The sequence below is a fragment of the Paraglaciecola arctica genome, assembly GCF_018861065.1.
Lineage (GTDB): Bacteria > Pseudomonadota > Gammaproteobacteria > Enterobacterales > Alteromonadaceae > Paraglaciecola > Paraglaciecola arctica_B.
Genome location: NZ_JAHKQO010000007.1, coordinates 278645 through 303625, shown reverse-complemented (window position 1 = coordinate 303625; position 24981 = coordinate 278645). Strand labels below are relative to the sequence as shown.

Here is a 24981-nt window from a genome sequence, read left to right as displayed (position 1 = left end):
CTATTAAATAACTTTTAACTATAGGAACACGAAAATGGCAGCCCATAAGCTGAGAAAATTAGCGTTACAGGTATCCTTAGGTTTAGCGACTTCCCTTGCATTTCACGCGGGTGCGCAGCAAACCAATGAAGACAGAGTTTTAGATGAAGTGGTCACGACTGCCTCCCCTATTTTGGATAGTCAAAAAGCAGCACTAAACGCCAAGAAAAATTCTACCAATTTTATGGATATCATTGCCTCTGACACTATAGGGCGATTTCCCGACCAAAATTTGGCCGATTCATTAAGTCGCGTGCCAGGTGTCGCTATAGAACGAGACCAGGGGCAAGCACGTTATATTAATTTTCGTGGCGCACCCTTTAAATATTCACCTATCGCGATTGATGGGGTAGTAATCCCTGGCGCTGAAAATGGCCGCGTAGCTCGGTTTGACTCTTTTCCGTCCGTTATAACCAGTCGCTTGGAAGCAAATAAAGCTGTTACTCCTGATATGCCGGGTGACGCTGTGGCAGGGTTCATTAATATAGAGACTCATGACGCTTTTGCCTTTGAAGGCTTTTCATTCAATGCAGACCTAGGAATGGGTGAGCAAGAATTAGGTGGTGGTGACATAGAAAAAACCGCCCTAAAGCTGTCTTACTCAAATCAAAATTGGGGAGCAATGTTATATACCTCCAAAAATTCTCGTGAGCAAATTACCGACAACCGGGAATATTCTTGGTTAGACAACAATACTATTGGCTCTATGGATTTTAGAAGTTACTTTGTCACCCGCGAAGATGAAGCGACAGGTGGCAAGCTAGAGTATCGCCTAGACAACGGCAAAGGACGTATCTTTTTATCCTCTCTTACCAGTGAATTTAATGACCATGAACTGCGTAATCAATATGTGTTAGACATTGAAGGGGGTGTTGAAGCCATTGAAGCAACGGCACCTAGTGGCAGTGAAAACTACGTTCCATTGGTGTTAGTTGAACGCATGTTGCAAGACGGGAATTACCATAACTCTACTGCAACCCATACTATAGGTTTTGACTATAACCATAAAGGGTGGCTAATCGACGGCAGGATCAGTTCTACCGAAACAGAAAACTTTACACATATACCGATTCTTCGTGGCGTAGGTGGTTCTGTTGCCCTTAACTACAATATTACCGACCTAGAAGATCCGGCTGTTGAACTATTCCTACCTACCACCACCACCGCGACTTCTATCAATGATACTGAGTATGCCGCTAACATAGTGCTGAACGCTATTAGCAAAATGGACATTGACGCCACTCAAATAAAACTTGATATCTCCAAAAATATCACTTTGTTTGGTTTAGATAATGAAGTGAAGTTTGGCGTAAATTCTGATGATAGAGAAGCAACAGGTCATGGTTTTGTGTATGACCTAAGTGACGCTTCTTTGTATAGCTTTATGATGACTGGCTTAAATCCAGATGATTACAACACTTGCAATCCTTGGAGCACAGACTTTAGTCATGGTATTGGCGGAACCTACTACGACAATGTGGCCCTTAGAAATGATTGGGAAGCAATTAGCGGAGATTTATCAGCAGCTGATATTTCCGAAAATGACAAGATCAATATTGAAGAAACCATCACGTCTATTTATGGAATGGCGACTACAAGCATGCACTGGGGCAACATTGTTTGGGGGCTGCGTATAGAGCAAACCGATTACACCTCTACCGGGCCAGATGGTGAGAGTGCTAATGACTACACCAATGTTTTACCTAGTGTTCATATCAACTACGACTTGTCGTCACAGCAAAAACTACGCTGGTCGTTTACTTCAGGTGTTAGTCGCCCAAACTACAACGAATGGCGTGCTACCACGTCAATACTACCGGCTTTTAGCCAAGTATCAGCTGGTAACCCACAACTCGACGCTGAAAAAACCTTTGGAACAGATCTTTCCTACGAATGGTATATGGGTGACGCCAGCCTATTCTCAGTGGCCGCTTTTTACCGCTCAATCAACGATGTTATTTATGCCAACTCTAATGCAATCGATGCCGGAGATTACATACCATCACTCGCCGGGCAAACTTGGATGTACTCGCAATCTGTCAACGGAGGTGATGGAAACTTAAGTGGCCTAGAGTTCAATCTAATGTATGTCGCTTCAGACTTTTTTGACGCCTTAGGCGGGTTTGGTTTCAGTACCAATTTAACTTTGCTTAATAGCGAATTTGAAACCTTAAACGGTGAAAAATTTGGCTTACCTGGCACCTCAGACACCATCTTTAATGCTTCGGTATTTTACGAAGATCACGGTTTATCGGTTCGTCTAAATTATCAAAACCGTGACGACTGGTTTTCAACCACAGAAAACGTATCACAACCAGAATATTGGGCCGGTCAAGAACGCATGGATTTCGCCGTCAGTTACGCATTACCTATGGATTTTGCTGGTAGCGAAGTTTCAGTTTACTTCAACGCGAACAATCTACTTGATGCAGTTGATGTGCGTTATGTAGGTTCCGAGGCAACACCGAATCAAATTGAACGATATGGCAAACGTTACATGGCCGGTGTTCGTATTAGTTACTAATTTAACTCATTATTGTTGGCAAAGTGTTAGGCACTTTGCCCTTTTAAGATAGAGAAAATTTCAATGAAAAATCTATTTATAGTGTCAATCGTTGCCTTCACGTTAGCTGCATGTAGTGCTATTCCTGAAAACAACATTTCTGCATTGGATGTGACTTTTGATCAGGCAAACTCCACTTACAAGCTGAATTGGCTTGCCACAGACAACACTCAAACTGTAGAAGTGCTAGTCGCTTCTGACATTAGCGAAATCAGTGGCAAAAATCACAAAGTTGTCGCTGAAATCACAGGCAACCAATTTCAGTGGCCTAAACAAGGAGCACATCAACGTAAATATTTTACTATCCGACCCAAAAACGGGACTCAGGCCAGTTCAGCCAGCCGTTTGTTACCTTTAGAAAAAGGCCGCAATTTCCGCGATTTAGGTGGTTACCAAACAACCGATGGAAAAACCGTCAAACTAGGCAAATTGTTTCGTTCAGGCATTTTATCGAATCTAACCGATAACGATTATAATTATATTGCTGATTTAGGTATTAAAAGTGTGATTGATTTTCGTGACCAAAATGAACGAGCTTCTGAAGTTACGCAATGGAAAGCCGGTGACATGACCCTTATCTATGAAGATTACTCTCAAGTAGTAGACATGCAGGAGTTTGCTAAAGTATTGATGGATCCTTCACTAAACCAACAAAAAGCCGAACGACTGTTTGCAAAAATGTATCCAGAAATTGTCAAACAACAAACACAAAATTACAGCCAAATGTTTGACCAACTCGCTTCCACTGGCGAACCACTGTTGTTTCACTGTACAGCTGGCAAAGACCGCACAGGTGTTGCGGGTGTTTTGATTTTAACAGCCTTAGGCGTGGATAAAGAAACTGCAATCAAAGATTACTTATTATCTGAGCAATATCTTGATCCTAACGAGCTGTTCCATGCTCCCGAAGATATGGATCCAGAGCAACAAAAAATGTACGCGTTTTTTAGCAAGCTACCAAAAGACGTGGTTAAAGTATTTGCAGGCGTTAGACGACCTATGATTGAAGAAGCCATCGCTTATATGGAAACCACTTCTGGCTCAGTTTTGAATTACATTCAACAAGAACTAAAGGTAAGTGATGATGAACTACAGCAAATTCGTAAATATTATTTGAACTAAGAATAGATCTACCAATAAAAGGCATGTTCCATTCTAAATTATCAATTTTTGAAAATGATATTCATTGCCTGTTCCAAACAAGAGCAGGCAAAACTTACACTTCTACGTTACAAACCTGCTCATGTTAAAGCTACAGCCAAATGCACAACTTGATTTAAAAACGTAGCTTTGAACGTAAATGCAATAATAAACCCAAGCTACTTATATTTATTGTTGTAGATCAATTGCCTTCCTGCTTACAATGACTAGTATACAACTCAAAGAAATGTTCAGGATACACAGATGAAAATTGAAAAAGTTTTGGTAATTGCAGATCAACAAGACAAGCAGCAAAGCGCTTTAGCACATGCCAAGTCGTTGTGTAAGCGTACCGGAGCCAAATTACATATTGTGGCCTTTCATTACGAAAATTTAACTAAGTTCGCGGCTAAATTAAATCAAGAGCAACGAGATGATATCCAAAATAAGATTATATCTTCTGGAAATAAGTGGCTTAAAAGTGAAATAGCACTACTGAATCTACAAGATGACTCTTCATGTGAAGTGTTGTGGGAAAAAGATATAGTTGGCTGGGTCAAGCAACATTGCGAGTCACATGCTTACGATTTAATTATTAAAACAGGTCATCGCAGCGAAGGGCTTTTTTACGTACCCACTGATTGGCATCTAATTCGCAACAACCTTGTACCTACATTAATTGTGGCAGAAAAAAAATGGCGTAAAAAACAAACCATTATGGTATCACTTGACTTAGGTACTCATTCGACATCAAAACAAGAACTGAATCAAAAATTGCTTGATGCAGGGATCACCTTTGCCACTAACGCCAATATGCCGCTACATATTTGTTACAGCATCCCTATATCACCGGTATTAAAAGACTTAGGTATCATTGATAAAAAAACCTTAGTAAACGACGCTAAATCGAGATACCTACCTATCATCGAAACCATGCTTGGGGATTACGATATACCATTGGCAAATATTCATTTTAAAGCGGGTCCCGCTGCTAAAGTGATTCCAAGTATTGCTTCAAAATGCTCAGCAGGTTTAGTCGTAATGGGCAGTATTGGACGTAAAGGAATCACGGCTAAAATCATGGGTAACACCTCAGAAAGTGTTTTGGGATTATTAAAAACTGATATTTTGGTAATACAACCTTAGTTAGTAACACACTTTAATTTACAAGCCTAAACAAGGTTGTTCATAGTTTCACTTTGTTTAGGCTATCGTTACGCAGCATCTGGCTAAAACTACCAAATAACTAAAAACCTAAAGTAAGCTCTTAAAAATTTGTTGCTGCTGTTTAAAGCCATCTGGATCCACCTTAGTTTTTAAGCTCGCAAAATTTTCAGCCCACTCAGACGTTCTGACTCTAACAGGTGGCGCATTATTGTTAGCTACCTGCAATACCACATCAGCGACTTCGTCAGATGTTTGATACAAGCCTTCTGAAGTTGCTCTTTGCTGAGCATTTCCAATGTATTTTTGTAACACGGGCAAATATTCATCTTCAACCATGCCACCAGTACCTTCGATTTGCGCAAGCACAGAGGACGCAAACTCAGAACTAATACCACCGGGTTCGACTAAAGAAAACTTCACACCGAAAGTTGGTTGCACATAGCTAGCCAAAGACTCGGTGTAGCCCTCAACAGCAAACTTTGCGGCACAATAGAACTCATTAAACGGCTGCCCAACTAATCCTCCTACAGACGTCACATTGATAACATGCCCACTGCGCGCTTTACGCATATAAGGCAAAACGGCTTTAGTGCAACGCACCACCCCCATATAGTTAACATCCATTACCCAATCAATTTCTGATTCAGTTGCATGCTCTGTCGTTTTCACAAAACCAGCACCGGCGTTGTTAACTAAAACATCTATTTTGCCTTGTTGTGCGATCACCTTTTCAACACACTTTTGAATGCTTGCATTGTCTTGTACATCTAGCTGATAAATCTCTATGTCTAGATTTTTATCAGCGGCCTGCTGTTGTAACTTATTCGCTTTGCTCAAGTCCCGCATGGTGGCGTAAACTTTAAATCCTTGTTGTGACATTTTAACCGCTAATGACAGCCCCAAACCTGTTGATGTACCTGTAATTAAGGCAACCTTATTCATTTTACTTCTCCCAACAAATATTGTGATTCTGTGACACTAGTAGACTGTTTAGCCCACCAAGATTGATTTTCTCTAGGCTGATTAAGTAACACTTTTTCACCCATTACTGGCGTGGCAATTTCCACGTTATGAGTTACTGCCGCCACCGCTAAGCGCGCAAAGGGTTCATACCAAGGGTGCAGTGCTAAATCGAAAGTGCCGTTGTGAACAGGCAATAACACTCGCCCATTCAGATCTAGATGGGCTTGCACACTTTGTTCTGGCAGCATATGGATGTCAGCCCAGTCTTTGTCGTATGCTCCAGTTTCCATCATAGTGAGATCAAAGGGACCATATCGCTCTCCAATTAACTTAAAGCCGTCGAAATAACCGCTATCACCACTAAAAAATAAACTATGTTGTTGAGTTTTAATCACCCAAGATGCCCATAATGTGTGATTACTATCAAAGACGCCACGACCTGAAAAGTGTTGGGCAGGAGTCGCCACAAGTTGCACACCATCAATATTAAGTTCTTGCCACCAATCGAGTGCGTGGATCTTGGTTTTGGGTACACCCCATTCGAGCAAGTGTTTATCTACCCCAAGTGGCACAATAAAATGTTCAACCCTGTCATTTAATAACTGAATCGATGCTTTATCTAAGTGGTCATAATGATCGTGGGAAATAATCACGCCTTTAATCTTTGTTAATCCCTGCAATTCAATCGGTACAGGGTGAAAACGTTTGGGCCCCATCCATTGCACCGGTGACGCGCGCTCTGAAAATACTGGATCGGTCAGCCAAATTTGATTATTTAATTTCAATAACATACTAGAGTGCCCCAATCGATATACCGCATCGCTTGAAGTTTTTTGCAACACATCAATATCGACTTCTCGCAGTGGCACGCTGGTCGGCTCTGAGTCAACTCTCGTTTCGAAAATATAACGTTTTAAAATACTGCCAAGTTTCGACATGTCTTGTTTAACCTTGGGATCTGCATTGATATAAGCCCCCTGTGCAATATGACTAGTATTTAATCGCTGATTGTATTGTTCGTTATATTTCATTGGTTGTGCCGCGCTCAATTGGTTTGTTGCCATTGTCAAAATAATCAGATAGATCACTTTCAAGCTGACTGTATTAACACTCTTCATTTTTCACTCCATGTAAACTACACCGTATAGTTTACATTTAAAATTGAAAAAGTAAACTCATGAGTGTAAAATATTTTAAAAAGCCAACACATGTAACCTAATGCAAGACAAACAGACCTTAAGCGACCGTAAAAAACAAGACATCGTAAATGCGGCAATTCAAGAGTTCGACAGTCACGGATTCCAAAAAACTAGCATGGACCAAATTGCTAAAACGGCCAATGTGTCGAAACGCACCGTATACAATCACTTCCCAAGTAAAGACGCATTGTTTGTTGAGATTACTTCTATAATGTGGGAGCAAGCGCTAACCGCTACAGTTTATCCCTACCAAAAAACGCTCACCTTGAAAGAGCAATTAACCACTATTGCTGATCAAGAAATGCAACTACTGAAATCGCCGACCTTTATTAGTGTGTCTCGGCTGATCATCGCTGAATGTTTACATAGTGAAAATACTAAACAGCAAACTTTGGCACACATTGCTGATGCTGAAAGTGGACTCAACATTTGGCTGAAACATGCCACAGAAGATGGGCGTCTCGCTATTGATGATATTGATATAGCAGCCACTCAATTCAGTAGCTTACTCAAGTCATTTGCTTATTGGCCACAAATTATTGGATTCGGAGACTTCCCAGAACCTGCCAAATATAAGCACATTATAGACTCAGCTGTAGAAATGTTTTTGACCCAATACCAAGTACAAAGTTGAATTGGTTGTAGCTGTATTGCCAATTTACGAGTACCGCATTCAAATAAAGAATATTGGGAAGGTGGTGTCTGAGATACAAGTTTAATAATTGATAAATCAGCGTCTAGCCAGATAAGCTGCCTCTCTATACCTTTAGTTAACACGATATTGATAGAGTTTTGCTCACCTGAAAAATAACCAAAGATTAATATCGAACACCAAAGACCATTTAATCAGCATGACCCAAGTCATTAAATAAGCTGTTAAGTTACTCTAACGTTAGAAACCTTTAGTGGTGCATTGCTCTTGAGATCATTAGTGGTACGCACTGTGTTTCGGCCCTCTCGCTTCGCCAAATAAAGAGCGTGGTCAGCATGAGTTACTATATCTACTAACTTGTAGGCTCTCGCTCTGAATGCCACTCCAAAACTAGCACTCATACTTAGTTTTTTATCGCCGACCGTAAAATTATGATTTGAAATGACAACTCTCGCCCTTTCAGCTACCTCATAAGCTGTGTGAAATTCAGTAGACGGTAATAAAATAACAAACTCTTCCCCACCCCAACGGGCAATGACGTCAACCTCACGAAGCTGTGACTTAAGCAATTCTGCAAATTCGCATAAAATCAAATCGCCCACTGCGTGACCATAAGTATCGTTAATCATCTTAAAGTGATCGATATCAACAATAATTGCACCGAGACTTTGTTTATCTTTCTTAAATTGTTTAAAGCGCCATTCCAGATGCGCTCTATTTGGCAATTGAGTTAAAGGATCAATTTGATATTTGCTCGCAAACTCAGCTTGAATATAAGGTATGCCAATCCTTGCAATTAATAAGCCCAACAGCAAAACAAACATAAAGTTTACAGTTTGTATTAGAAACAACTTAATTGTTTCACTCTGTCTTACTTGCAAAGAATTAACTAAAAAGAGTTTCCAGTTAAGCGCCTTGAGTTCCACCTTAGTGACTAAGAAGTCATTTCCTTCTACATCAACTAAAATATTATCGTTCGATTGCTGTCCGGAACGTTGTTTTGGAGTGAATGCTTGAAACCATGGCAGTTGTTGTAAGTTTTTTATGCGTTTACCATCGGCCAATAAACTTTTATCAGAAGAAAGCACAATATCGTCATTGTCATCAACAAAGATAAAATCATAGTCGTAGGTATTTTTAATATTTTCAAAAGAAGAAATAATTCTATTTAGTCTTTTACTCACACCAATGAAACCTAAAAACTCTCCTTGTTCATTATGAATTTTAATATCAAAATAAATATGAATGTCTTCTCTATTCCCCAAGCCAGCCACTATATTTAGTGACGATTGTTTTGCTCGAAAATACCATTCCACTGTTTCGGAATTAAGCGGTAATGTTGAACCATCTGAAAAATATTGGGTAAGACTGGTTTCACTGGCCACAAAAAAGTTCATTTCAAACTCTTTCGACAGTTCATTGAGTAGCGCTATCATTTTTTTACTGTCAATCACTTCATCATTCATATGGGACTTTAATGATGAAGCTCTAGCTACAGTCTCTGCAATAAACAGTGGTTTTAGCACTTCGTGGCTAACAATATCGAACGCAGGGGTTAGACTTTTAAGTTCAAGTAAACTTTGGTCCTCTACAGATTTCGACAAAGAGACTATGGCACTTAATGCAACTGAAAATACTATAATAAGTAAAACTAAATAGAATTTTGGATTAAGGTATTTTTTCCAAAAAGGCATTAAATGGCCAGTGAGAGAGAAGGATTATCGCACAAGTTACAGTGTTAACTTGCTGACAACCATTAGACTTTAGTATTGACGTCCCCCAACACGAAATATGAATACACTAATAATCATAATTTAAACAGTACTTTATGGGGCATATTCGATTTTACTCTAACAACTAAAAAGTAACTGGCGTTAGCTGTAAAATTCTAGCCAATAACTCAGTGCTGGTAGTAAACTGATTAAAATAGTCATGGTGATCCCAAATTTACTGGGTAAGATAAGCCAACTTTTTGCAGGGTTAGAAGGCTTGTAGAAAATTTTCACTTTGTTGTCAGCAAAAGTCTCGACTTTAGCAAGCTGCTTTTTAAGTACAAACTGAGCGTTATGGCTAGCGACGATTATCCATGGCGAAATTCGCTTACCTTGATAAGTTTTACCTGCTATTTGGTAGGTATACAGCGCTTCAGGCATATAATCTTGCTCAGAGAAATTCATTGTGCTTCCAAACTTATCAAGCCCAAGGTGCATGAGCTGACCTTTGGTACTGGGCCATGTGCGGATAAGCGACTGAAATAGCGCTGAATAGCTACATATTAAAAAAGTATAAACAGATGCCCAAAACCATATTCCCTGCCTGTCGCCCTGTACAGCCAAATCCCACATATTTATAATATATTCAAGCATTGGCCTGCTTACCTCTTAGGTAAAATATTGTGCTATGCAAACAGTTCGACAATGAGTAAGTTGTTCTACTCGATTTACCTAACTCAATTTTCTCGCTTTAAATTTGCGCCCTTTTAACTTGCCTTCATTAAATTGTTTAAGTGCTCGCTTAACACTGCGCGTTTTTACTGCTACATAGGTATGGGTAGCTGTGACATTAATTTTACCGATATCATCACCAGCGATATCCGCATCTTTAGTTAACGCGCCTAAAATATCACCGGGGCGGATTTTGCTTTTTTTGCCTCCGTCGATACAAATAGTGGCATATTCTGGCTGGATTAAACGGTTAGCATGAAAACGCAAAGCCTGAATACCCGTCCACTTGATTTTGGATTTTTGGTAATCTTCAATTGCATTCGCCCTTGGAATTTCTTTTGCTGAACAGAGTGTTAATGCCAACCCTTTGGCATCTGCTCGACCCGTTCGACCGATTCGGTGAATATGCACCTCAGGATCTGGCGTGATTTGATAGCTGATAACCGCATTCACTTCTTTGATGTCTAACCCACGTGAAGCGACGTCTGTAGCAACAAGTACAGACACACTTCTATTAGCAAAGCGGGTTAATACTTGAGTTCTATCACGCTGCTCTAAATCACCATGTAGGGCCAAAACCGATACGCCTAATTTCGTTAATTCATCAGCGACTTCCTGACAGGCAATTTTTGTATTGCAAAATACTATGGCTGACTCAGCTTGATAATGGCTTAACATCGCAGCTACAGCTTTGATCCGATGGGGATCTTCCACTTCAAAAAACAACTGCTCGATGCTGTTAGTTTCGTGAGTGGCTTCAACACTTACCTCTAATGGATCACGCTGCACATCTTTACTTATTTGCGCGATTGAATCGGGGTAAGTCGCTGAAAACAGTAGAGTCTGTCTCTCAAGTGGTACAGCATCAATGACTTTCGCCATTTCTACTTCAAAGCCCATGTCTAACATACGATCGGCTTCGTCTAACACTAAAGTATTGACTTCACTTAAGTCTAAGCGGCCTCGAAACAAATGATCCATTATGCGCCCTGGCGTTCCTACCACAATATGCGCACCATGTTCTAACGAACCAATTTGAGGCCCCATAGGTGTACCACCACACAAAGTCAATACTTTGATATTATGAATACTACGACCTAACTTACGGATCTCTAAGGCCACTTGTTCAGCCAACTCACGAGTAGGACACATAACCAAAGCTTGAACACGAAATCGTTTCACTTTTAAATTGTGCAATAACCCCAAACCAAAAGCGGCGGTTTTCCCGCTACCGGTTTTAGCTTTGCCGACAACATCTTTGCCCGCGATTATGGCTGGCAAGCTCATTGCTTGGATATCAGTCATTTCTTTGAAACCCATAGATTCCAAATTATCTAGCAAAGCGTTATTTAATCCCAGTGAAGCAAATTCTTTATTCAAAACATTCTCATTTGTTAGGCCGGTCAAGTAGTTTAGAGGCTACTATGACGGTCTTTTTCGATACATTCATCTAGCAATTGCAATAATTCTGCTCGTGCTTTTAATTTTGTCTGGTGATGGGCTTTCATATCTAATTTGGTCATTGCGCTAGCGATTGCTTGAACCGTCACGACAAATTCCGTTTCACTAACAACTTTGTCTAAAAATCCTGCGGTAACCGCTTCTTTAGGTGAGACCATTTCCGCTAAAATTACAGAACGGTTAAAAAATACTGGTGCCAATCTACCACGGGCTAATTCTACACCACCATGGTGCATAGTCATACCTATTGCAACTTCATTTAGACCTATTTTAAATGCGCCATCAACGCCAATTCGATAATCGGCTGCCAACAATAAAAATGCGCCCTTAGCTATAGCATGGCCACTGCACGCCACTAAGACAGGAAAAGGAAACGACAACATACGCCGAGTAAGTGTGGTGCCTTTTTCAACCAACGCCATGGCCGAACTCATGCTTTCTTTCATAACCTTTAAATCATAACCGCCAGAAAACATACCCGCTTGTCCGGTTAAAACAACTACAGCTTGCGCTTGCTCTGCTTGGTCAAGAGCTGAGTTGAGTTCGTCAATTACTTGATGGGAAATAGCGTTTACTTTACCATTTTGAAGCGTAATGGTGGCGACTTGGTTTTCAATATTACAGGTTACGAGTTCAGTCATAATTGTTCTCTGAAGTATAAGTGGAAGGCTCTTTATCTTTCATTAGTAGGGTTAAGGGCAAGTTATAAATTTGCATGAGCAACTATCAGTAAAACTTAGTTGCTAGCGAGCGTTGTTAAAACCTTAGGCTGAATATTGGATTGTATAATCGTTTCTAACTCTCCAGAATCTTTAATACTCACCAAGGCTTGATTAATCTGTGGCATTTTAGTTCGCCAATTATGGTTAAACATAAAACCTAAATCCGACTCTGCCAATGCTTTAGATGAACGCCATATCTTATGTTTAATCCCTAAACTCGCAATCATCCAACTTTCCCTGTACTCGTTTACATACATTAGGTCACAGCGATCTTTTATTAGTAAATTAACCAAGGGAACTTGGCTAGACACTTTGACCGCTTGGGCAACCGCGTCATCGAAAAAACGATTTAAGGTTGGATACTGGTAGTCTTGCCGAATACAGATCGTTTTGTTTTGCAGCCAATCCAACGGGTTACTACTTTCTATAAAAGGTTCTTTGCTATAAAGAAACTCTCTGTGTAAAAAGACTGAATCAGAAAATATCAGTTTACTTTTATTCATTACCCAGTCTGGAGACAACCAAGTCGTATCGGCTTTTCCGTCTATAAGAGACTGCTCTAACCCTTTTCTTGCTGTAGGTAAGAATTCGAGGCGCATTCCTAATTCACGACTCAAGGCCCTAGCCAAACTCGGTACAATGCCTAAATATTCAGAATCGTTTTTGGTGTAGACAAAAGGAGGTTCTTCTACATATATAACGGCCAAGCGCAACACCTTTGCATTGTCATTGGCTAAAAGTGGAGTGCTCCCCACAAAAAGCCAAATCAAAGAGACTGTTAGCCAAACCTTACCTAATGTAAATAGATACACATTCATCTCTTTATAATAAAGTAGGTTTTAGCAAAGTACATTGCTTAATCTTCAAACTAATTTCCAATCTACCGTTTTTCCGGCAAAGAATGGCACCATGGCTTCTCCACTAGGCAATGTAACTGACTCAGGCACAACCCAACTATCCTTTACTAAGGTCAAAGTTGTGGTATTACGTGGTACCCCATAAAAATCAGCCCCATGAAAACTAGCAAACCCTTCTAATTTATCTAAGGCGTCTAGTTCATCAAACACCTGCGCATACAACTCCAATGCGCTCCAAGCACTATAACAGCCGGCACAGCCACAAGCGTTTTCCTTAGCGTGTTTAGCATGGGGAGCCGAGTCTGTGCCTAAGAAAAATTTACTCGAGCCACTTGCTACTACTTTACGTAAAGCTTGTTGATGAGTACTTCTCTTTAAAACCGGTAAACAATAGTTATGCGGTCTTACTCCTCCGACTAACATATCATTACGGTTTAACAACAGGTGTTGTGGTGTAATGGTGGCTGCCACATTATTTGTGCTACTCATAACAAAATCTGCGGCATCACTGGTGGTAATATGTTCAAACACTACTTTTAATTCAGGGAAAGCTGCCACTATTTTAAGCATATATTGATCGATAAATTCCTTTTCTCTATCAAATATATCTATGTGATGCTCTGTTACTTCACCGTGCACCAATAACAATAAACCTTGTTTTTGCATTTCCTCGAATACAGGATACAAGGCTTCTATGCCGCTCACTGCTTGCGCTGAATTGGTAGTTGCACCAGCTGGATACAACTTTGCGGCGACTACACCGGATTGTTTGGCATCTATGATATCTTGGGTAGTGGTTTTATTGGTTAAAAACAATGTCATCAAAGGTTCAAATTGACTGCCTTGTGGTCGGGCAGCCAAAATGCGTGACTTATATGCACTAGCTAACTGGGCGTTGACAACTGGCGGCACTAAATTCGGCATAACAATAGCACGAGAAAAACATCTAGCAGTAGCTGGAACGGTTTCGCCAAGCATGTCGCCATCCCTAAAATGTAAATGCCAATCGTCTGGTGTGGTGATAGTAATCTGTTGCATTTTTTTCCTGCTTTAATTTTCTACAATAAACCGCTGAGACTAAGATGTGTATTATGCCCTAAATCCCATTGTAAAAACCTCACTCAAAGCATAATTGTGGTTTCAGTTACTCAATAACCCAAATTCGAAATCGGCCATCACTTCCAATACCACCTGCATTCAAAAAGTGGTCTAACAAACAATAAGGCCTAACCTTTTGTTTTTGTTAAGGATACTTTTAAGGTAGCGACACATTGTAACCCAAACTCAGAACACATAGCTTGATTTGACTCAAGAACTTACTGAATTATTCTAAAAAATAAAGCACTATTGACGCCATAAATTGGTCATCTCGTTTGTGGAATTGTTTTATGCCTGCAGCCATCAGCCTGCTAAATGTAGTCCCGGATAATAAAAAAAACTTCCTTAACACAACACTCATCAAATTATTAGATCGTATATTGGCAATCAATAAGTTAGATGACTTATACCGTGAAAATGGTCTTGCTGGGTTAGACAAAACGAGTTTTTCAAAAAAGCTATTGGATGGACTTAATATCCAATTATCTGGGCTAGAAGCACTACACGCCAATATTCCCAAGTCGGGTCCACTAGTATTGGCTAGTAATCACCCATTCGGGGGAATTGAAGGCGTTTTTCTAGCTTGGGCAATCGAAAAAGTGCGCCCAGACATCAAAGTGATGGCTAACCAAGGATTGAAAATTTTTTCGGAACTTGAAGACTACTTCATTTTTACTAACCCGCTCTCAGAGGGCAACCCCAAGAATTCCCCTTCAATTCGTGCCTGCTTAAAACATGTAAAATCTGGCGGAGCCTTACTTATTTTCCCCGCAGGACGGGTCAGTTATTATCATAAAGATACGCAACGAATCGCCGATCATAACTGGAATAGATTGGTTGCCAGCATAACCAACCGCGTAAATGCACAGTATTTACCGATATTTGTGAGTGGCTTTAATAGCCCATTATTTTATCGTTTGGGACGTGTGTACTTTCGATTTCGAATGTTGATGTTACCTCGAGAATTAATCAACAAACGCAATGCTCAAATAACAGTTACAGCAGGACACCCCATTGCAGCCAAACATTATGCAAAACACATTCAAATTGACACACAAACGGAATTGTTTCGCGCGCAAAGTTATTTACTTGATCCTAATTTACAACAACAATGGCCAGCGGATCTCGTCACAAAGCAACAACCTCTTGCACAAACTATCTCAGGAGAAATAATTTTACAGGAACTTAGGCAACTGCCTAAGGAACAACACTTACTTGATCATAAAAATTTCTCTGTCTATTTTGGCTATCAAAATCAAATACCAAACACAGTAAATGAAATCGCGCGTCTACGGGAAAAGGTGTTTCGCGAACATAACGAAGGCAGCGGTGAACCTCTCGATACCGACCACTTCGACGCTACCTATACCCATTTGTTTGTCACTAAAACCGAAACTGGGCAAATAATCGGAGCATACCGAATGGGGCAGACCGACAAGTTGTTATCCGATGGAAATATAGACAATTTATACTTAAATCGAATGTTTGATTTTGGTCCTGAGTTTGTAAACCAACAACAACCTTGTTTAGAAATGGGACGCTCTTTCTTAATTCCCGAATATCAACGTAGTTTTTTAGGGTTGTTTTTATTGTGGCGAGGCATTGGCGCGTTTGTTTGCCAATACCCCCAATACCGGACTTTGTATGGCACAGTGTCAATTAGTAAATTATATGATGTTCGCAGTGCAGCCGTTATCCAACAAGCCATGGTAACCCCTACTGACAAAGTGGCTCCTATAACGCCCTTCTCACACCAGCTGCATCCTGAAGTACAAGATTTTGCCAAACAATATGGACTAAAAGAGCATCTCCCGGCTTTACTCAAAGGAATTGAACCAGACGGCAAAGATGTACCTATTTTACTAAAGCACTACAACAAACTAGGTGCGGTTTTTCATTGTTTAGGTATTGATAAAAGTTTTAACCATACCCCTGGATTGTTACTTAGTGTGGATTTGCCTCGGGCACCGCATAAATTACTTAAATTATATCTAGGTGAAAACTGGTTAGCGTATAAAGACGCCGAAATAACGCCATAGATGCTAGGCGGTGAAAATAAAGCGGATACAGCAACAAACTCGACTGCTAACGAAGCACTATTAAAGGTACATCACAATGTTCCAGCATTTTGAGCGTATTGCTACCCACAAAAAACCGCCGTAATTTAGAATGGGCAAAAGCTCCCATTACCATCAAATCTATCTTATTAGCGGTTTTGTACTGCATAAGTGACTGATGAATATCACCCTCAATAAACGCAGACGACACCGTAAAACCTTCGTCTTGCATCCTTTGTTTGGCTAGATCAAGTTTATCTTTTAACTCAGTCTCATTATTCTTAACTGATACTAAGTGACAGTGTAATCCATGCAACAAACCTCCCTCTATCACCTTTTGCAGCGCTATGTCAGCAGTATCTCTACCATCATATGCCACCATAAAAGAGCTGGGTAGATTGAACTTGGCAGGAACAATTAACACTGGATGACAAGCTTTGCGAAGCAAGGTTTCTACATGAGATCCTAGAGCACTAAAGTTACCGTCATGACCTTCACCACATCGACCAACAACAATGAGTCGAGTTTTATCATATAAGTCTTCAGTGGCGTCGACGATATCCCCATGACGTTGCATCATTTCTACATCTTTAACACCCGCGCTATGTGCTTTTTGAGAGACAGTATTGAGTAACTCCTTTCCTAACTGTAGCGCTATTTTGCCTCTTTTTTCATCTAACAGAGTCATTTCTTCTAGCAATGCAGACCGAGCACCAAGCCCAATGGCCCCCGAAAAGTCGTCGGCGCCGTGTTGTTGTTCCTTTTCCAGTGTATGTAAAAAACATATTGGCTTATTGAGTTTTTTTGAAGCCCAAATTGCCGCGTCAGTAACGGCATCTGTTATTGCAGAACCATCCACACAGGTCATTATTTTTGTCATTACTTGTTCCTTAATGTCCGCCTAACAATTTATCAACTTCTTTGGGGTCATTGTGCACCCCAAACTTGTCGACCACTGTTGCTGTGGCTTCATTCATACCTATGATGCTCACAGTAGCGCCTTCACGCCTAAACTTAATCACCACTTTATCTAATGAGGACACTGAGGTGATATCCCAGAAATGGGCGTGAGTAAGGTCAATCACTACCTGTTCAGCCGCTTCTTTAAAATCAAATGACTTGATAAATTGTTCTGCAGAAGCAAAAAATATCTGCCCAATCACTTCGTACGTTCTGGTATTTTCTGATTTTGAAAAATCAGATTTAACCACCATAAAACGTCCAATTTTATTGGCGAAAAACAACGTAGCTAGCAATACACCAACGAGTACACCCAAGGCTAAATTATGGGTTGCCACAACAACAATCACTGTAGATATCATTACAATGCTTGAAGAAATAGGGTTAGTACGCAAGTCTCTAATTGAAGACCACGAAAACGTACCAATTGACACCATAATCATTACTGCTACTAATGCCGCCATGGGGATAAGACGTAACCAATCATCGAGGAAAACCACCATCACTAACAGAAATGCGCCTGCCACAAAGGTGGAAAGTCTGCCTCGTCCACCAGACTTAACATTGATGATGGACTGCCCGATCATAGCGCATCCTGCCATTCCTCCTAACAAACCAGCGCCTATATTAGCCATACCTTGCCCTTTGCATTCCTTGTTGCGATCACTAGTGGTGTCGGTTAGGTCATCTACGATTGTAGCCGTCATCATGGATTCCAAAAGGCCCACAACAGCTAGGCCGATTGAATAGGGTAAAATAATACTTAGTGTTTCTAAATTAAGCGGCACATCCGGCCACAGAAAAACCGGTAAGGTGTCTGGCAATTCCCCCATATCGCCCACGGTACGGATGTCTAAGCCCATTAGAACCGCCACAAATGTCATTGACACTATACATACCAAGGGAGACGGCACCGCTTTTCCAATAACCGGTAAATAGGGAAAAAGATAAATAATGCCAAGGCCAGCTGCAGTCATAGCGTAAACATGCCAAGTCACATCAATAAGCTCAGGTAGTTGCGCCATAAAAATTAAGATGGCGAGGGCGTTAACAAAACCCGTCACCACAGAGCGGGATACAAAGCGCATCAATTCACCGAGTTTGAGATAACCAGCAAATATCTGCAGCACCCCGGTAAGCAAGGTTGCCGCCAACAAATATTCCAAACCATGGTCTTTCACTAAAGTCACCATCAATAACGCCATGGCACCAGTAGCAGCAGAGATCATTCCAGGGCGCCCGCCTACAAATGCAATGATTACCGCAATGCAAAACGACGCGTAAAGTCCAACTTTTGGATCAACACCTGCAATAATAGAAAAAGCGATGGCTTCAGGAATAAGTGCTAATGCCACTACAATTCCAGCAAGCACATCACCCCGAATATTTGAAAGCCAATCTCTTTGAATGTGTTCAACCATGCAGACTACCTAATAATGTTCATGAGTCCCAAAGGGAAATAATATGTGTTTTGTAAAAATTACACCTAAATTGGCGCATTAAGAAGGAGAGCTAATTTACGGGACGTAATTCTCATTTGTCACATTTGACGTTATGTCGGTTTGAATTTTATACAAACCGTTATTTTAATACAATGAATAAACGGCTCGCATAATTTAGTGACAAATTAGGCGATGAACTATAACTACGCCTTTGTTTCATGACCAAATTCGAGATAGTTAGAAATCTGCTAACTATTGTCAAATTTAACAGTTAAATTCTAATGCCTAACATCCGATGATGATTGTTCAATATCTGTGTTTGAATCGTTTTCTAACACACTTTGCAGCCAATCACGGGCTTCGTTTTCAGTGTCAAAAAAACTAAACTTTAATCCAGCACTTGTATAAATTTCTCGCCAAAATTGACGAACTAGATCAGCAGATTCCATCTCGATGAATACCACAGCAGTCGCTCGCAAATTCATAGACTTGGCTTGTTTGACTACCTGAATAAATAACTCTTTAGCTTCAGGTGAAACTAATGGTGTGCCGCTAAGCAATGCGAGGCTAACCCATGGAGCATGCATAATTTGTTTACGCAGCCCCACAACTTGTTGCTGATATTCTTGAACCATTTCTATATTTCCGGGACCAGAACCTTCAACTATAAGTAACTGACCTTGAATAGAAAGCCGCATAGAACCATGTGCTGGAAACCTGCTATTACTCATTGTTAAACCTTTTTAACAAACTCCGACTTGAGTTTCATCGCTCCAATACCGTCAATTTTGCAATCAATGTCATGATCACCATCAACCAATCGAATATTCTTGACTTTAGTTCCCACTTTGACCACAGATGAGGAGCCTTTTATTTTGAGATCTTTAATTACTGTAATTGTATCGCCATCAGCTAAAACATTACCGTTTGAATCTTTTATTACCTTTTCATCTTCATCTACTTCACCAGACTGGGGCCACTCATACGCGCATTCAGGACAAACGTACATATCACGGTCTTCATAAGTATATGTTGAACCGCACTGGGGACATTGAGGTAACTCACTCATTGCAAAAAATCCTTACTACAAATATGTTGTGGAAATATGTCCCGTAATTATCCGCGTTTTAGCGTTTAATTACCAGCAACAAAGCGAGTCGAGGAATGTGCTAGATCAATGAATCAGTGAATAACAAATTGCAATTGGGTCGAGTTTGATTGGGTTTATTTTTCAGACCTCAGGCTTTCGATAAATCAGCATAAGTTTTAAATAGGCAACTAAGCTTGTTGACGAATATATGATGCAGTATTCGGAGCTATTCCAAAGTGCGCCTCATCTTTGTTGCCAAGCAGGGAATTAATCACAGCCAACAAAGAGAAGTGATGTATCGCATGACTCGCAACAAACACCAGTTCGCGTCCTAATGTTGATTGAGTCTGAGTATTCTGAGTTTTGTTGATAGAGGTTTCACAGGCTACGTTAAGGGGCATATCGACATCTAAATGATCGACATCCGTTAACCATGATTCGATTTTTTGCCATTCTCCAAGTGCCGTTTGCGGACATGATTCAATACTAGAATTTCGATTCCGTGAATTGTAGTTAATTAACCCTTGGTTCAATCCGTCTTTTAACGCCCAATAATGATCCAATATATGCCGCATATGTGTGCCAGCGCTACTAATAAAATGGGGATTGAGTACCAATTGATAATTTTCAACACTGATGTCGTGTAAAAAAGCTTTAGCCTGTTGAACCGTTTCCAATTGGTCCTCAATTGATATGGCAAAGTTGAGCATAGTTTTCCTATATTATAATTACTTTTTTACATGCTCTACACGACCATGCGAAATACGAATATATTTCATCATACACAGCTAGAATTATGTTTTTCTTACAAATTGTTCACTTCAACTAATGGCTCTAAACATTTTTTACCTAGACAAAATCACTAATTAGTAAGGTTTAAACTTTCATCTAGGTCATATTTACCGCGTTTCGTTTGTATTGTTTGGGAGTTTGCCCAAAGTGTTTTTTAAACACTGCATATAAATACTGAATTGAGGGATAACCACAGGAGCTGGCTATTTCGGACAATTCCGTATCTGTTTCAGTTAACATTTTACAAGCTTTGTTTAGCTTCTCATAGTGAATTTCTGTATGTATGCTATGACCACATTCTTGCACAAAACGTTGTTCCAGATTTGAGCGAGAAATACCGACATAATCAATCACTTGCTCAACCTTTATACCTCTACATGCATGTTGCCGGACATAGTGCATAGCCTGAATGACATAGGTATCTTGCAAGGCTTTAAAGTCAGTTGACTGGCGCTGGATAATACCTATGGGTGGCACCAGAACTCGTGGTGGTGATTTTGCTTTTTGCTCCGAGGGTTTGTCCACTTTTTGTCGATTAAGCTGGCGATGCAATAATTTTGCGGCTTGAAACCCCATGTCAAAACAGCCTTGACTGACTGAACTCAAACTGACTCTACTTAGGTTTCGAGCGATGTCGTCGTCATCTATACCTACTATAGAAACTTGGTCAGGTACCAGACGATTAGTTTTATCACAGGCTTGTAGCAGATGTCGTGCCCGCGCATCAGTAACGGCAATCACACCAACAGGTGAAGGTAGACTCTCAATCCATTCAGCTAACCTATTCATACTGTAATGCCAAGTATCTGGCTGAGTTTTATAACCTCGGTAAACAGAACACTTGAAACCGTCTTTTTCACATAAAGAAACAATCGCCCTTTCGCGCTCTAAGGCCCAACGGTGCTCATCATCTGGTGGAAAACCATAAAATGCGAATCGCTGTAGGCCTTTTTGTTTTAGATGCTGGTAGGCGCAATTGACCACTGCTTCGTTATCGGTAGCCACATAAGGCACGTTCGGGTAATCATCAGCCGACTGGTAGGAACCACCGACTCCAATGACTGGGATAGGTGAATCAATCAATGCCGCTTGCATAACTGGATCGTCAAAGTCGGCAATAATTCCATCCACTTCCCAATTATCAAGATTGTTTAATCGAGCTAAGCAGTCTTCTTCGAGGTATACGTCCCAATCTACTTTGGTAGATTGTAAGTAATGTCCGATACCTTCAATGACTTGACGATCGTAAACCTTATTCGCATTAAACAATAGGCTAATACTGTATTGCCTGCCTTCTTGCCCGCTTAGTCTGCTGTATTTCACTGATTAATACCTCTTGTACCTGACTAAAAGTCAACGTAAGAATAACTAAAAATATAGTAACAATAAAATAACAAATTACGGAATTTATTTATGTAATTTCGTAATTGAGCGATTTTCAACTCTAGGCCACTATGCTATTCACAAAAAATATTACGGAGATTGTGATGTATTTAGGGGTTGATTTAGGTACGTCCGGGATAAAAGTTATTATTACCGACGCCACCGGCCAAATCGTTGATTCACAATCAGCGGAATTAACAGTGTCTCGACCACAGCCATTGTGGTCCGAACAAGATCCCACTGATTGGTGGTTAGCATTTTGTTCAGCAATGGATAGCTTAAGTCAAGGCCCGTTTCTTTCCCAAGTAAAAGCAATAGGCTTGTCTGGGCAAATGCATGGAGCAACCTTACTCGACGGAGATGCTCAGGTTATACGCCCCGCAATTCTGTGGAATGACGGCCGCAGTGCAGCTGAGTGTATCGAGCTAGAACAAAGGGTTCCAAATAGCCGCGAAACCACTGGTAATATTATGATGCCGGGTTTCACCGCGCCAAAACTGCTTTGGTTAAAACACCATGAACCAGACAAATTTTCGCGAATCGATAAAGTGCTGTTACCCAAAGATTACCTAAGGTTTCTTTTAACAGGTGACTTTGCCTGTGACATGTCAGATGCCGCTGGAACACTGTGGCTAAATACCCAAAAACGTTGTTGGGATATTGAATTGCTCTCCGCATGTGGCCTGAAATTGAGCCACATGCCACAACTTTTTGAAGGCAACCAAATCACAGGAGTGTTGCAAACTGATTTAGCCAGTCGTTGGGGATTATCTGAAGTACCAGTGGTAGCAGGTGCAGGCGACAATGCAGCCGGTGCAATAGGCGTTGGTTTGGTTGAACCAGGTCAAGGCATGATTTCACTGGGCACATCCGGTGTTTACTTCGTAGTAACCGATCATTTTAGCCAACAAGCTGAACTTGCAGTACACAGCTTTTGCCATGCATTGCCTGAACGTTGGCATTTAATGTCAGTGATGCTCAGTGCTGCCAGTTGCCTAGATTGGTTTGCGAAACAAGTAGTAGAAGAAGACATTGGGCAACTACTTGAACAACTTGAATCCCATCCTGTTGAGCAAAAAACAACGCCTTACTTTTTACCTTATTTAAGTGGTGAACGTACACCGCACAATAATCCTATGGCGAAAGGTGCGTTTATTGGACTAACCCACGACACTAGCAAACTTGACATGTTACATGCGGTACTCGAAGGCGTATGTTTTGCTTTTGCTGATGGAGTGGACGCACTACATCAATCTGGCACTCAAGCAACAGAAATTACCGTTATTGGTGGCGGCGCACAAAGTCCCTATTGGCGACAACTCATGGCAGATATTTTAAATACCAGCATCACTTTTAGAAAAGGTGGAGAAGTTGGGCCCGCTTTAGGTGCTGCGCGTCTCGCCCAATTGGCAATAGAGCCCAACCTAACCACTAAACAAATTTGCCCGCAACCCGAAGCCGTGCAAACCCATACACCCAACACTTCTACTCAATACATTTTTGAGCAACGAAGAAGTGTTTATAAACAAACCTATCCTCAATTACGCACTCTTTTTAACAAGGAAATTTTATGACCACTTATTTTGATTCAATACCCAGCATTCAATTTGAAGGCACTGAGTCGGACAACCCTCTGGCGTTTCATCATTACGATGCCAATCAAGTTGTTTTGGGTAAAACTATGGCCGAACACCTGCGTTTTGCTGCCTGCTATTGGCACAACTTTTGTTGGGATGGTGCCGATGTATTTGGTCAAGGCACCTTTGGTAGACCTTGGCTTAAACCCGGGGATCCGATGCAAATGGCGAAACAAAAAGCGGATGTTGCCTTTGAATTTTTTAGCAAGTTAAATATCCCCTACTATTGTTTTCACGACATAGATGTAGCGCCAGAAGGCGACAGCATCCATGATTACGTCAACAACTTTTCTGCCATGGTAGATGTGCTTGAGCAAAAACAATCTGAAACCGGACTCAAGTTATTATGGGGAACCGCCAACTTATTCAGTAACCCGAGATACGCCGCAGGCGGTGCTTCTAATCCTAACCCTGACGTATTCAGTTATGGTGCAACTCAGGTATTCCACGCCATGAATGCCACCCAGCGTCTAGGCGGTGAAAACTACGTATTATGGGGCGGGCGTGAAGGTTACGAAAGTTTGCTCAACACAGACCTGCGACAAGAGCGCGAGCAGTTGGGCCGGTTCTTTACCATGGTTGCGGAACATAAACATAAAATTGGCTTTAAAGGCGCTCTACTAATAGAGCCCAAACCTCAGGAACCGACAAAACATCAATACGATTACGATACTGCGACTGTTTATGGTTTCCTTAAACAATTTGGATTAGAACAAGAATTCAAAGTCAATATTGAAGCAAACCATGCCACTTTGGCAGGCCATTCGTTTCATCACGAGATTGCCACTGCTATTTCTTTAGGTTTATTCGGAAGTATTGACGCCAACCGTGGTGACGCACAAAATGGTTGGGATACCGACCAATTTCCAAATGAAGTTGAAGAGCTAAGTTTGGTCATGTATGAGATTCTTAAATCAGGTGGTTTTACTACCGGTGGTTTGAACTTTGATTGTAAGTTACGTCGTCAAAGTAGTGATCCTGCAGATTTATTCCACGGACATATTGGTGGCATGGATCACATGGCGTTAGCCCTTAAAAAGGCAGCGGCGATATTGGAAAGTGACTTTATTGCCGACAAAATTTCACAACGTTATGAAGGCTGGGGACAAAACTTTGGTCAATCAGTTTTGAAAGGTCAACATAGCCTAGAGTCATTAGCTAGTCACACAGTAAGCAATAACTTACAGCCTAAGCATGTTAGTGGTCAGCAAGAGTTGCTTGAAAACAAAGTTAATCGTGTATTATTTGGTTAAAGTTTTACTCTACCGAAACTAAATCAACTTTGCTTTCTAAAAATGCCTAGTGGGGAAACACT

The 24981-nt window shown here is 40.8% G+C and carries 21 protein-coding genes; 7 read left to right on the top strand and 14 right to left on the bottom strand.

Annotated features, from left to right (window positions below; translation table 11 throughout):
• Positions 1 to 34 precede the first annotated feature (34 nt).
• From KO534_RS03530 to KO534_RS03520, 3 genes are all read left to right on the top strand, one after another.
• Positions 35 to 2563, top strand: coding sequence for a TonB-dependent receptor (locus KO534_RS03530; protein ID WP_215927304.1), 2529 nt, complete (start codon positions 35 to 37; stop codon positions 2561 to 2563).
• A gap of 63 nt (positions 2564 to 2626) precedes the next feature.
• The gene (locus tag KO534_RS03525) at positions 2627 to 3724 is read left to right on the top strand and encodes a tyrosine-protein phosphatase (protein WP_215927302.1); all 1098 of its coding nucleotides are present in this window, start codon (positions 2627 to 2629) and stop codon (positions 3722 to 3724) included.
• 282 nt (positions 3725 to 4006) lie between these two features.
• Positions 4007 to 4888 carry a universal stress protein gene (locus KO534_RS03520; RefSeq protein WP_215927300.1) on the top strand — a complete coding sequence of 294 codons (882 nt, stop codon included), beginning with the start codon at positions 4007 to 4009 and terminating at the stop codon, positions 4886 to 4888.
• Between the two features lie 108 nt (positions 4889 to 4996).
• Here the strand turns inward: KO534_RS03520 and KO534_RS03515 are convergent, their stop codons facing one another.
• Both KO534_RS03515 and KO534_RS03510 read right to left on the bottom strand, forming a co-directional pair.
• Entirely contained in the window at positions 4997 to 5851 is an 855-nt protein-coding gene (locus tag KO534_RS03515; RefSeq protein ID WP_215927298.1) for an SDR family oxidoreductase, read from the bottom strand.
• Positions 5848 to 6990, bottom strand: coding sequence for an MBL fold metallo-hydrolase (locus tag KO534_RS03510; RefSeq protein ID WP_252731931.1), 1143 nt, complete (start codon positions 6988 to 6990; stop codon positions 5848 to 5850). The genes KO534_RS03515 and KO534_RS03510 overlap by 4 nt, the downstream gene beginning before the upstream one ends.
• Before the next feature lie 100 nt (positions 6991 to 7090).
• On the opposite strand from KO534_RS03510, the gene KO534_RS03505 reads away from it, so the two are divergent.
• The gene (locus KO534_RS03505; protein WP_215927296.1) at positions 7091 to 7705 is read left to right on the top strand and encodes a TetR/AcrR family transcriptional regulator; all 615 of its coding nucleotides are present in this window, start codon (positions 7091 to 7093) and stop codon (positions 7703 to 7705) included.
• 242 nt (positions 7706 to 7947) lie between these two features.
• Here KO534_RS03505 and KO534_RS03500 read toward each other — a convergent pair whose 3' ends face one another.
• From KO534_RS03500 to pyrC, 6 genes are all read right to left on the bottom strand, one after another.
• Positions 7948 to 9417 carry a sensor domain-containing diguanylate cyclase gene (locus KO534_RS03500; RefSeq protein WP_215927294.1) on the bottom strand — a complete coding sequence of 490 codons (1470 nt, stop codon included), beginning with the start codon at positions 9415 to 9417 and terminating at the stop codon, positions 7948 to 7950.
• Between the two features lie 180 nt (positions 9418 to 9597).
• The gene (locus KO534_RS03495; protein ID WP_252731930.1) at positions 9598 to 10089 is read right to left on the bottom strand and encodes a DUF3592 domain-containing protein; all 492 of its coding nucleotides are present in this window, start codon (positions 10087 to 10089) and stop codon (positions 9598 to 9600) included.
• A gap of 78 nt (positions 10090 to 10167) precedes the next feature.
• Positions 10168 to 11547, bottom strand: coding sequence for an ATP-dependent RNA helicase DbpA (gene dbpA / locus KO534_RS03490; RefSeq protein WP_215927292.1), 1380 nt, complete (start codon positions 11545 to 11547; stop codon positions 10168 to 10170).
• Positions 11548 to 11579: 32 nt separating this feature from the next.
• Positions 11580 to 12269 carry a crotonase/enoyl-CoA hydratase family protein gene (locus tag KO534_RS03485; RefSeq protein ID WP_215927290.1) on the bottom strand — a complete coding sequence of 230 codons (690 nt, stop codon included), beginning with the start codon at positions 12267 to 12269 and terminating at the stop codon, positions 11580 to 11582.
• 95 nt (positions 12270 to 12364) lie between these two features.
• Positions 12365 to 13162 (bottom strand): substrate-binding periplasmic protein, encoded by a 798-nt coding sequence (locus KO534_RS03480; protein WP_436836568.1) that lies wholly within the window; start codon positions 13160 to 13162, stop codon positions 12365 to 12367.
• A gap of 51 nt (positions 13163 to 13213) precedes the next feature.
• Positions 13214 to 14245: a dihydroorotase gene (pyrC, locus tag KO534_RS03475; RefSeq protein WP_215927286.1), complete on the bottom strand. Its 1032-nt coding sequence runs from the start codon at positions 14243 to 14245 to the stop codon at positions 13214 to 13216.
• Between the two features lie 350 nt (positions 14246 to 14595).
• Between pyrC and KO534_RS03470 the strand changes: the two genes are divergently transcribed.
• The gene (locus KO534_RS03470; protein ID WP_215927284.1) at positions 14596 to 16344 is read left to right on the top strand and encodes a lysophospholipid acyltransferase family protein; all 1749 of its coding nucleotides are present in this window, start codon (positions 14596 to 14598) and stop codon (positions 16342 to 16344) included.
• A gap of 46 nt (positions 16345 to 16390) precedes the next feature.
• Here the strand turns inward: KO534_RS03470 and KO534_RS03465 are convergent, their stop codons facing one another.
• The 6 genes from KO534_RS03465 to KO534_RS03440 form a co-directional block, all read right to left on the bottom strand.
• Positions 16391 to 17242, bottom strand: a complete 852-nt coding sequence (locus tag KO534_RS03465) for a universal stress protein (protein ID WP_215927282.1) — start codon at positions 17240 to 17242, stop codon at positions 16391 to 16393.
• A 10-nt stretch (positions 17243 to 17252) separates the two neighbouring features.
• Complete coding sequence (locus tag KO534_RS03460; RefSeq protein WP_215927280.1) at positions 17253 to 18743, bottom strand: SulP family inorganic anion transporter; 1491 nt, start codon at positions 18741 to 18743, stop codon at positions 17253 to 17255.
• A 299-nt stretch (positions 18744 to 19042) separates the two neighbouring features.
• Entirely contained in the window at positions 19043 to 19495 is a 453-nt protein-coding gene (locus KO534_RS03455) for a hypothetical protein (protein WP_215927278.1), read from the bottom strand.
• A 2-nt stretch (positions 19496 to 19497) separates the two neighbouring features.
• On the bottom strand, positions 19498 to 19833 hold the full coding sequence (locus tag KO534_RS03450) for a zinc ribbon domain-containing protein YjdM (protein WP_215927276.1): 336 nt from the start codon (positions 19831 to 19833) through the stop codon (positions 19498 to 19500).
• A 209-nt stretch (positions 19834 to 20042) separates the two neighbouring features.
• Positions 20043 to 20564, bottom strand: coding sequence for a hypothetical protein (locus KO534_RS03445; protein ID WP_215927274.1), 522 nt, complete (start codon positions 20562 to 20564; stop codon positions 20043 to 20045).
• Between the two features lie 178 nt (positions 20565 to 20742).
• Positions 20743 to 21969, bottom strand: coding sequence for a XylR family transcriptional regulator (locus KO534_RS03440; protein WP_215927272.1), 1227 nt, complete (start codon positions 21967 to 21969; stop codon positions 20743 to 20745).
• A 164-nt stretch (positions 21970 to 22133) separates the two neighbouring features.
• Between KO534_RS03440 and xylB the strand changes: the two genes are divergently transcribed.
• Positions 22134 to 23603, top strand: a complete 1470-nt coding sequence (gene xylB, locus KO534_RS03435) for a xylulokinase (RefSeq protein ID WP_215927270.1) — start codon at positions 22134 to 22136, stop codon at positions 23601 to 23603.
• The gene (gene xylA / locus KO534_RS03430) at positions 23600 to 24919 is read left to right on the top strand and encodes a xylose isomerase (protein ID WP_215927268.1); all 1320 of its coding nucleotides are present in this window, start codon (positions 23600 to 23602) and stop codon (positions 24917 to 24919) included. The genes xylB and xylA overlap by 4 nt, the downstream gene beginning before the upstream one ends.
• The last annotated feature ends 62 nt before the right edge of the window (positions 24920 to 24981 follow it).

Excerpts from the sequence above, each read along its gene's own strand:
- KO534_RS03530 (WP_215927304.1), top strand. The coding sequence starts at position 35 with ATGGCAGCCCATAAGCTGAGAAAATTAGCGTTACAGGTATCCTTAGGT.
- KO534_RS03525 (WP_215927302.1), top strand. The coding sequence starts at position 2,627 with ATGAAAAATCTATTTATAGTGTCAATCGTTGCCTTCACGTTAGCTGCA.
- KO534_RS03520 (WP_215927300.1), top strand. The coding sequence starts at position 4,007 with ATGAAAATTGAAAAAGTTTTGGTAATTGCAGATCAACAAGACAAGCAG.
- KO534_RS03515 (WP_215927298.1), bottom strand. The coding sequence starts at position 5,851 with ATGAATAAGGTTGCCTTAATTACAGGTACATCAACAGGTTTGGGGCTG.
- KO534_RS03510 (WP_252731931.1), bottom strand. The coding sequence starts at position 6,990 with ATGAAGAGTGTTAATACAGTCAGCTTGAAAGTGATCTATCTGATTATT.
- KO534_RS03505 (WP_215927296.1), top strand. The coding sequence starts at position 7,091 with ATGCAAGACAAACAGACCTTAAGCGACCGTAAAAAACAAGACATCGTA.
- KO534_RS03500 (WP_215927294.1), bottom strand. The coding sequence starts at position 9,417 with ATGCCTTTTTGGAAAAAATACCTTAATCCAAAATTCTATTTAGTTTTA.
- KO534_RS03495 (WP_252731930.1), bottom strand. The coding sequence starts at position 10,089 with ATGCTTGAATATATTATAAATATGTGGGATTTGGCTGTACAGGGCGAC.
- KO534_RS03485 (WP_215927290.1), bottom strand. The coding sequence starts at position 12,269 with ATGACTGAACTCGTAACCTGTAATATTGAAAACCAAGTCGCCACCATT.
- pyrC (WP_215927286.1), bottom strand. The coding sequence starts at position 14,245 with ATGCAACAGATTACTATCACCACACCAGACGATTGGCATTTACATTTT.
- KO534_RS03470 (WP_215927284.1), top strand. The coding sequence starts at position 14,596 with ATGCCTGCAGCCATCAGCCTGCTAAATGTAGTCCCGGATAATAAAAAA.
- KO534_RS03465 (WP_215927282.1), bottom strand. The coding sequence starts at position 17,242 with ATGACAAAAATAATGACCTGTGTGGATGGTTCTGCAATAACAGATGCC.
- KO534_RS03460 (WP_215927280.1), bottom strand. The coding sequence starts at position 18,743 with ATGGTTGAACACATTCAAAGAGATTGGCTTTCAAATATTCGGGGTGAT.
- KO534_RS03455 (WP_215927278.1), bottom strand. The coding sequence starts at position 19,495 with ATGAGTAATAGCAGGTTTCCAGCACATGGTTCTATGCGGCTTTCTATT.
- KO534_RS03450 (WP_215927276.1), bottom strand. The coding sequence starts at position 19,833 with ATGAGTGAGTTACCTCAATGTCCCCAGTGCGGTTCAACATATACTTAT.
- KO534_RS03445 (WP_215927274.1), bottom strand. The coding sequence starts at position 20,564 with ATGCTCAACTTTGCCATATCAATTGAGGACCAATTGGAAACGGTTCAA.
- xylB (WP_215927270.1), top strand. The coding sequence starts at position 22,134 with ATGTATTTAGGGGTTGATTTAGGTACGTCCGGGATAAAAGTTATTATT.
- xylA (WP_215927268.1), top strand. The coding sequence starts at position 23,600 with ATGACCACTTATTTTGATTCAATACCCAGCATTCAATTTGAAGGCACT.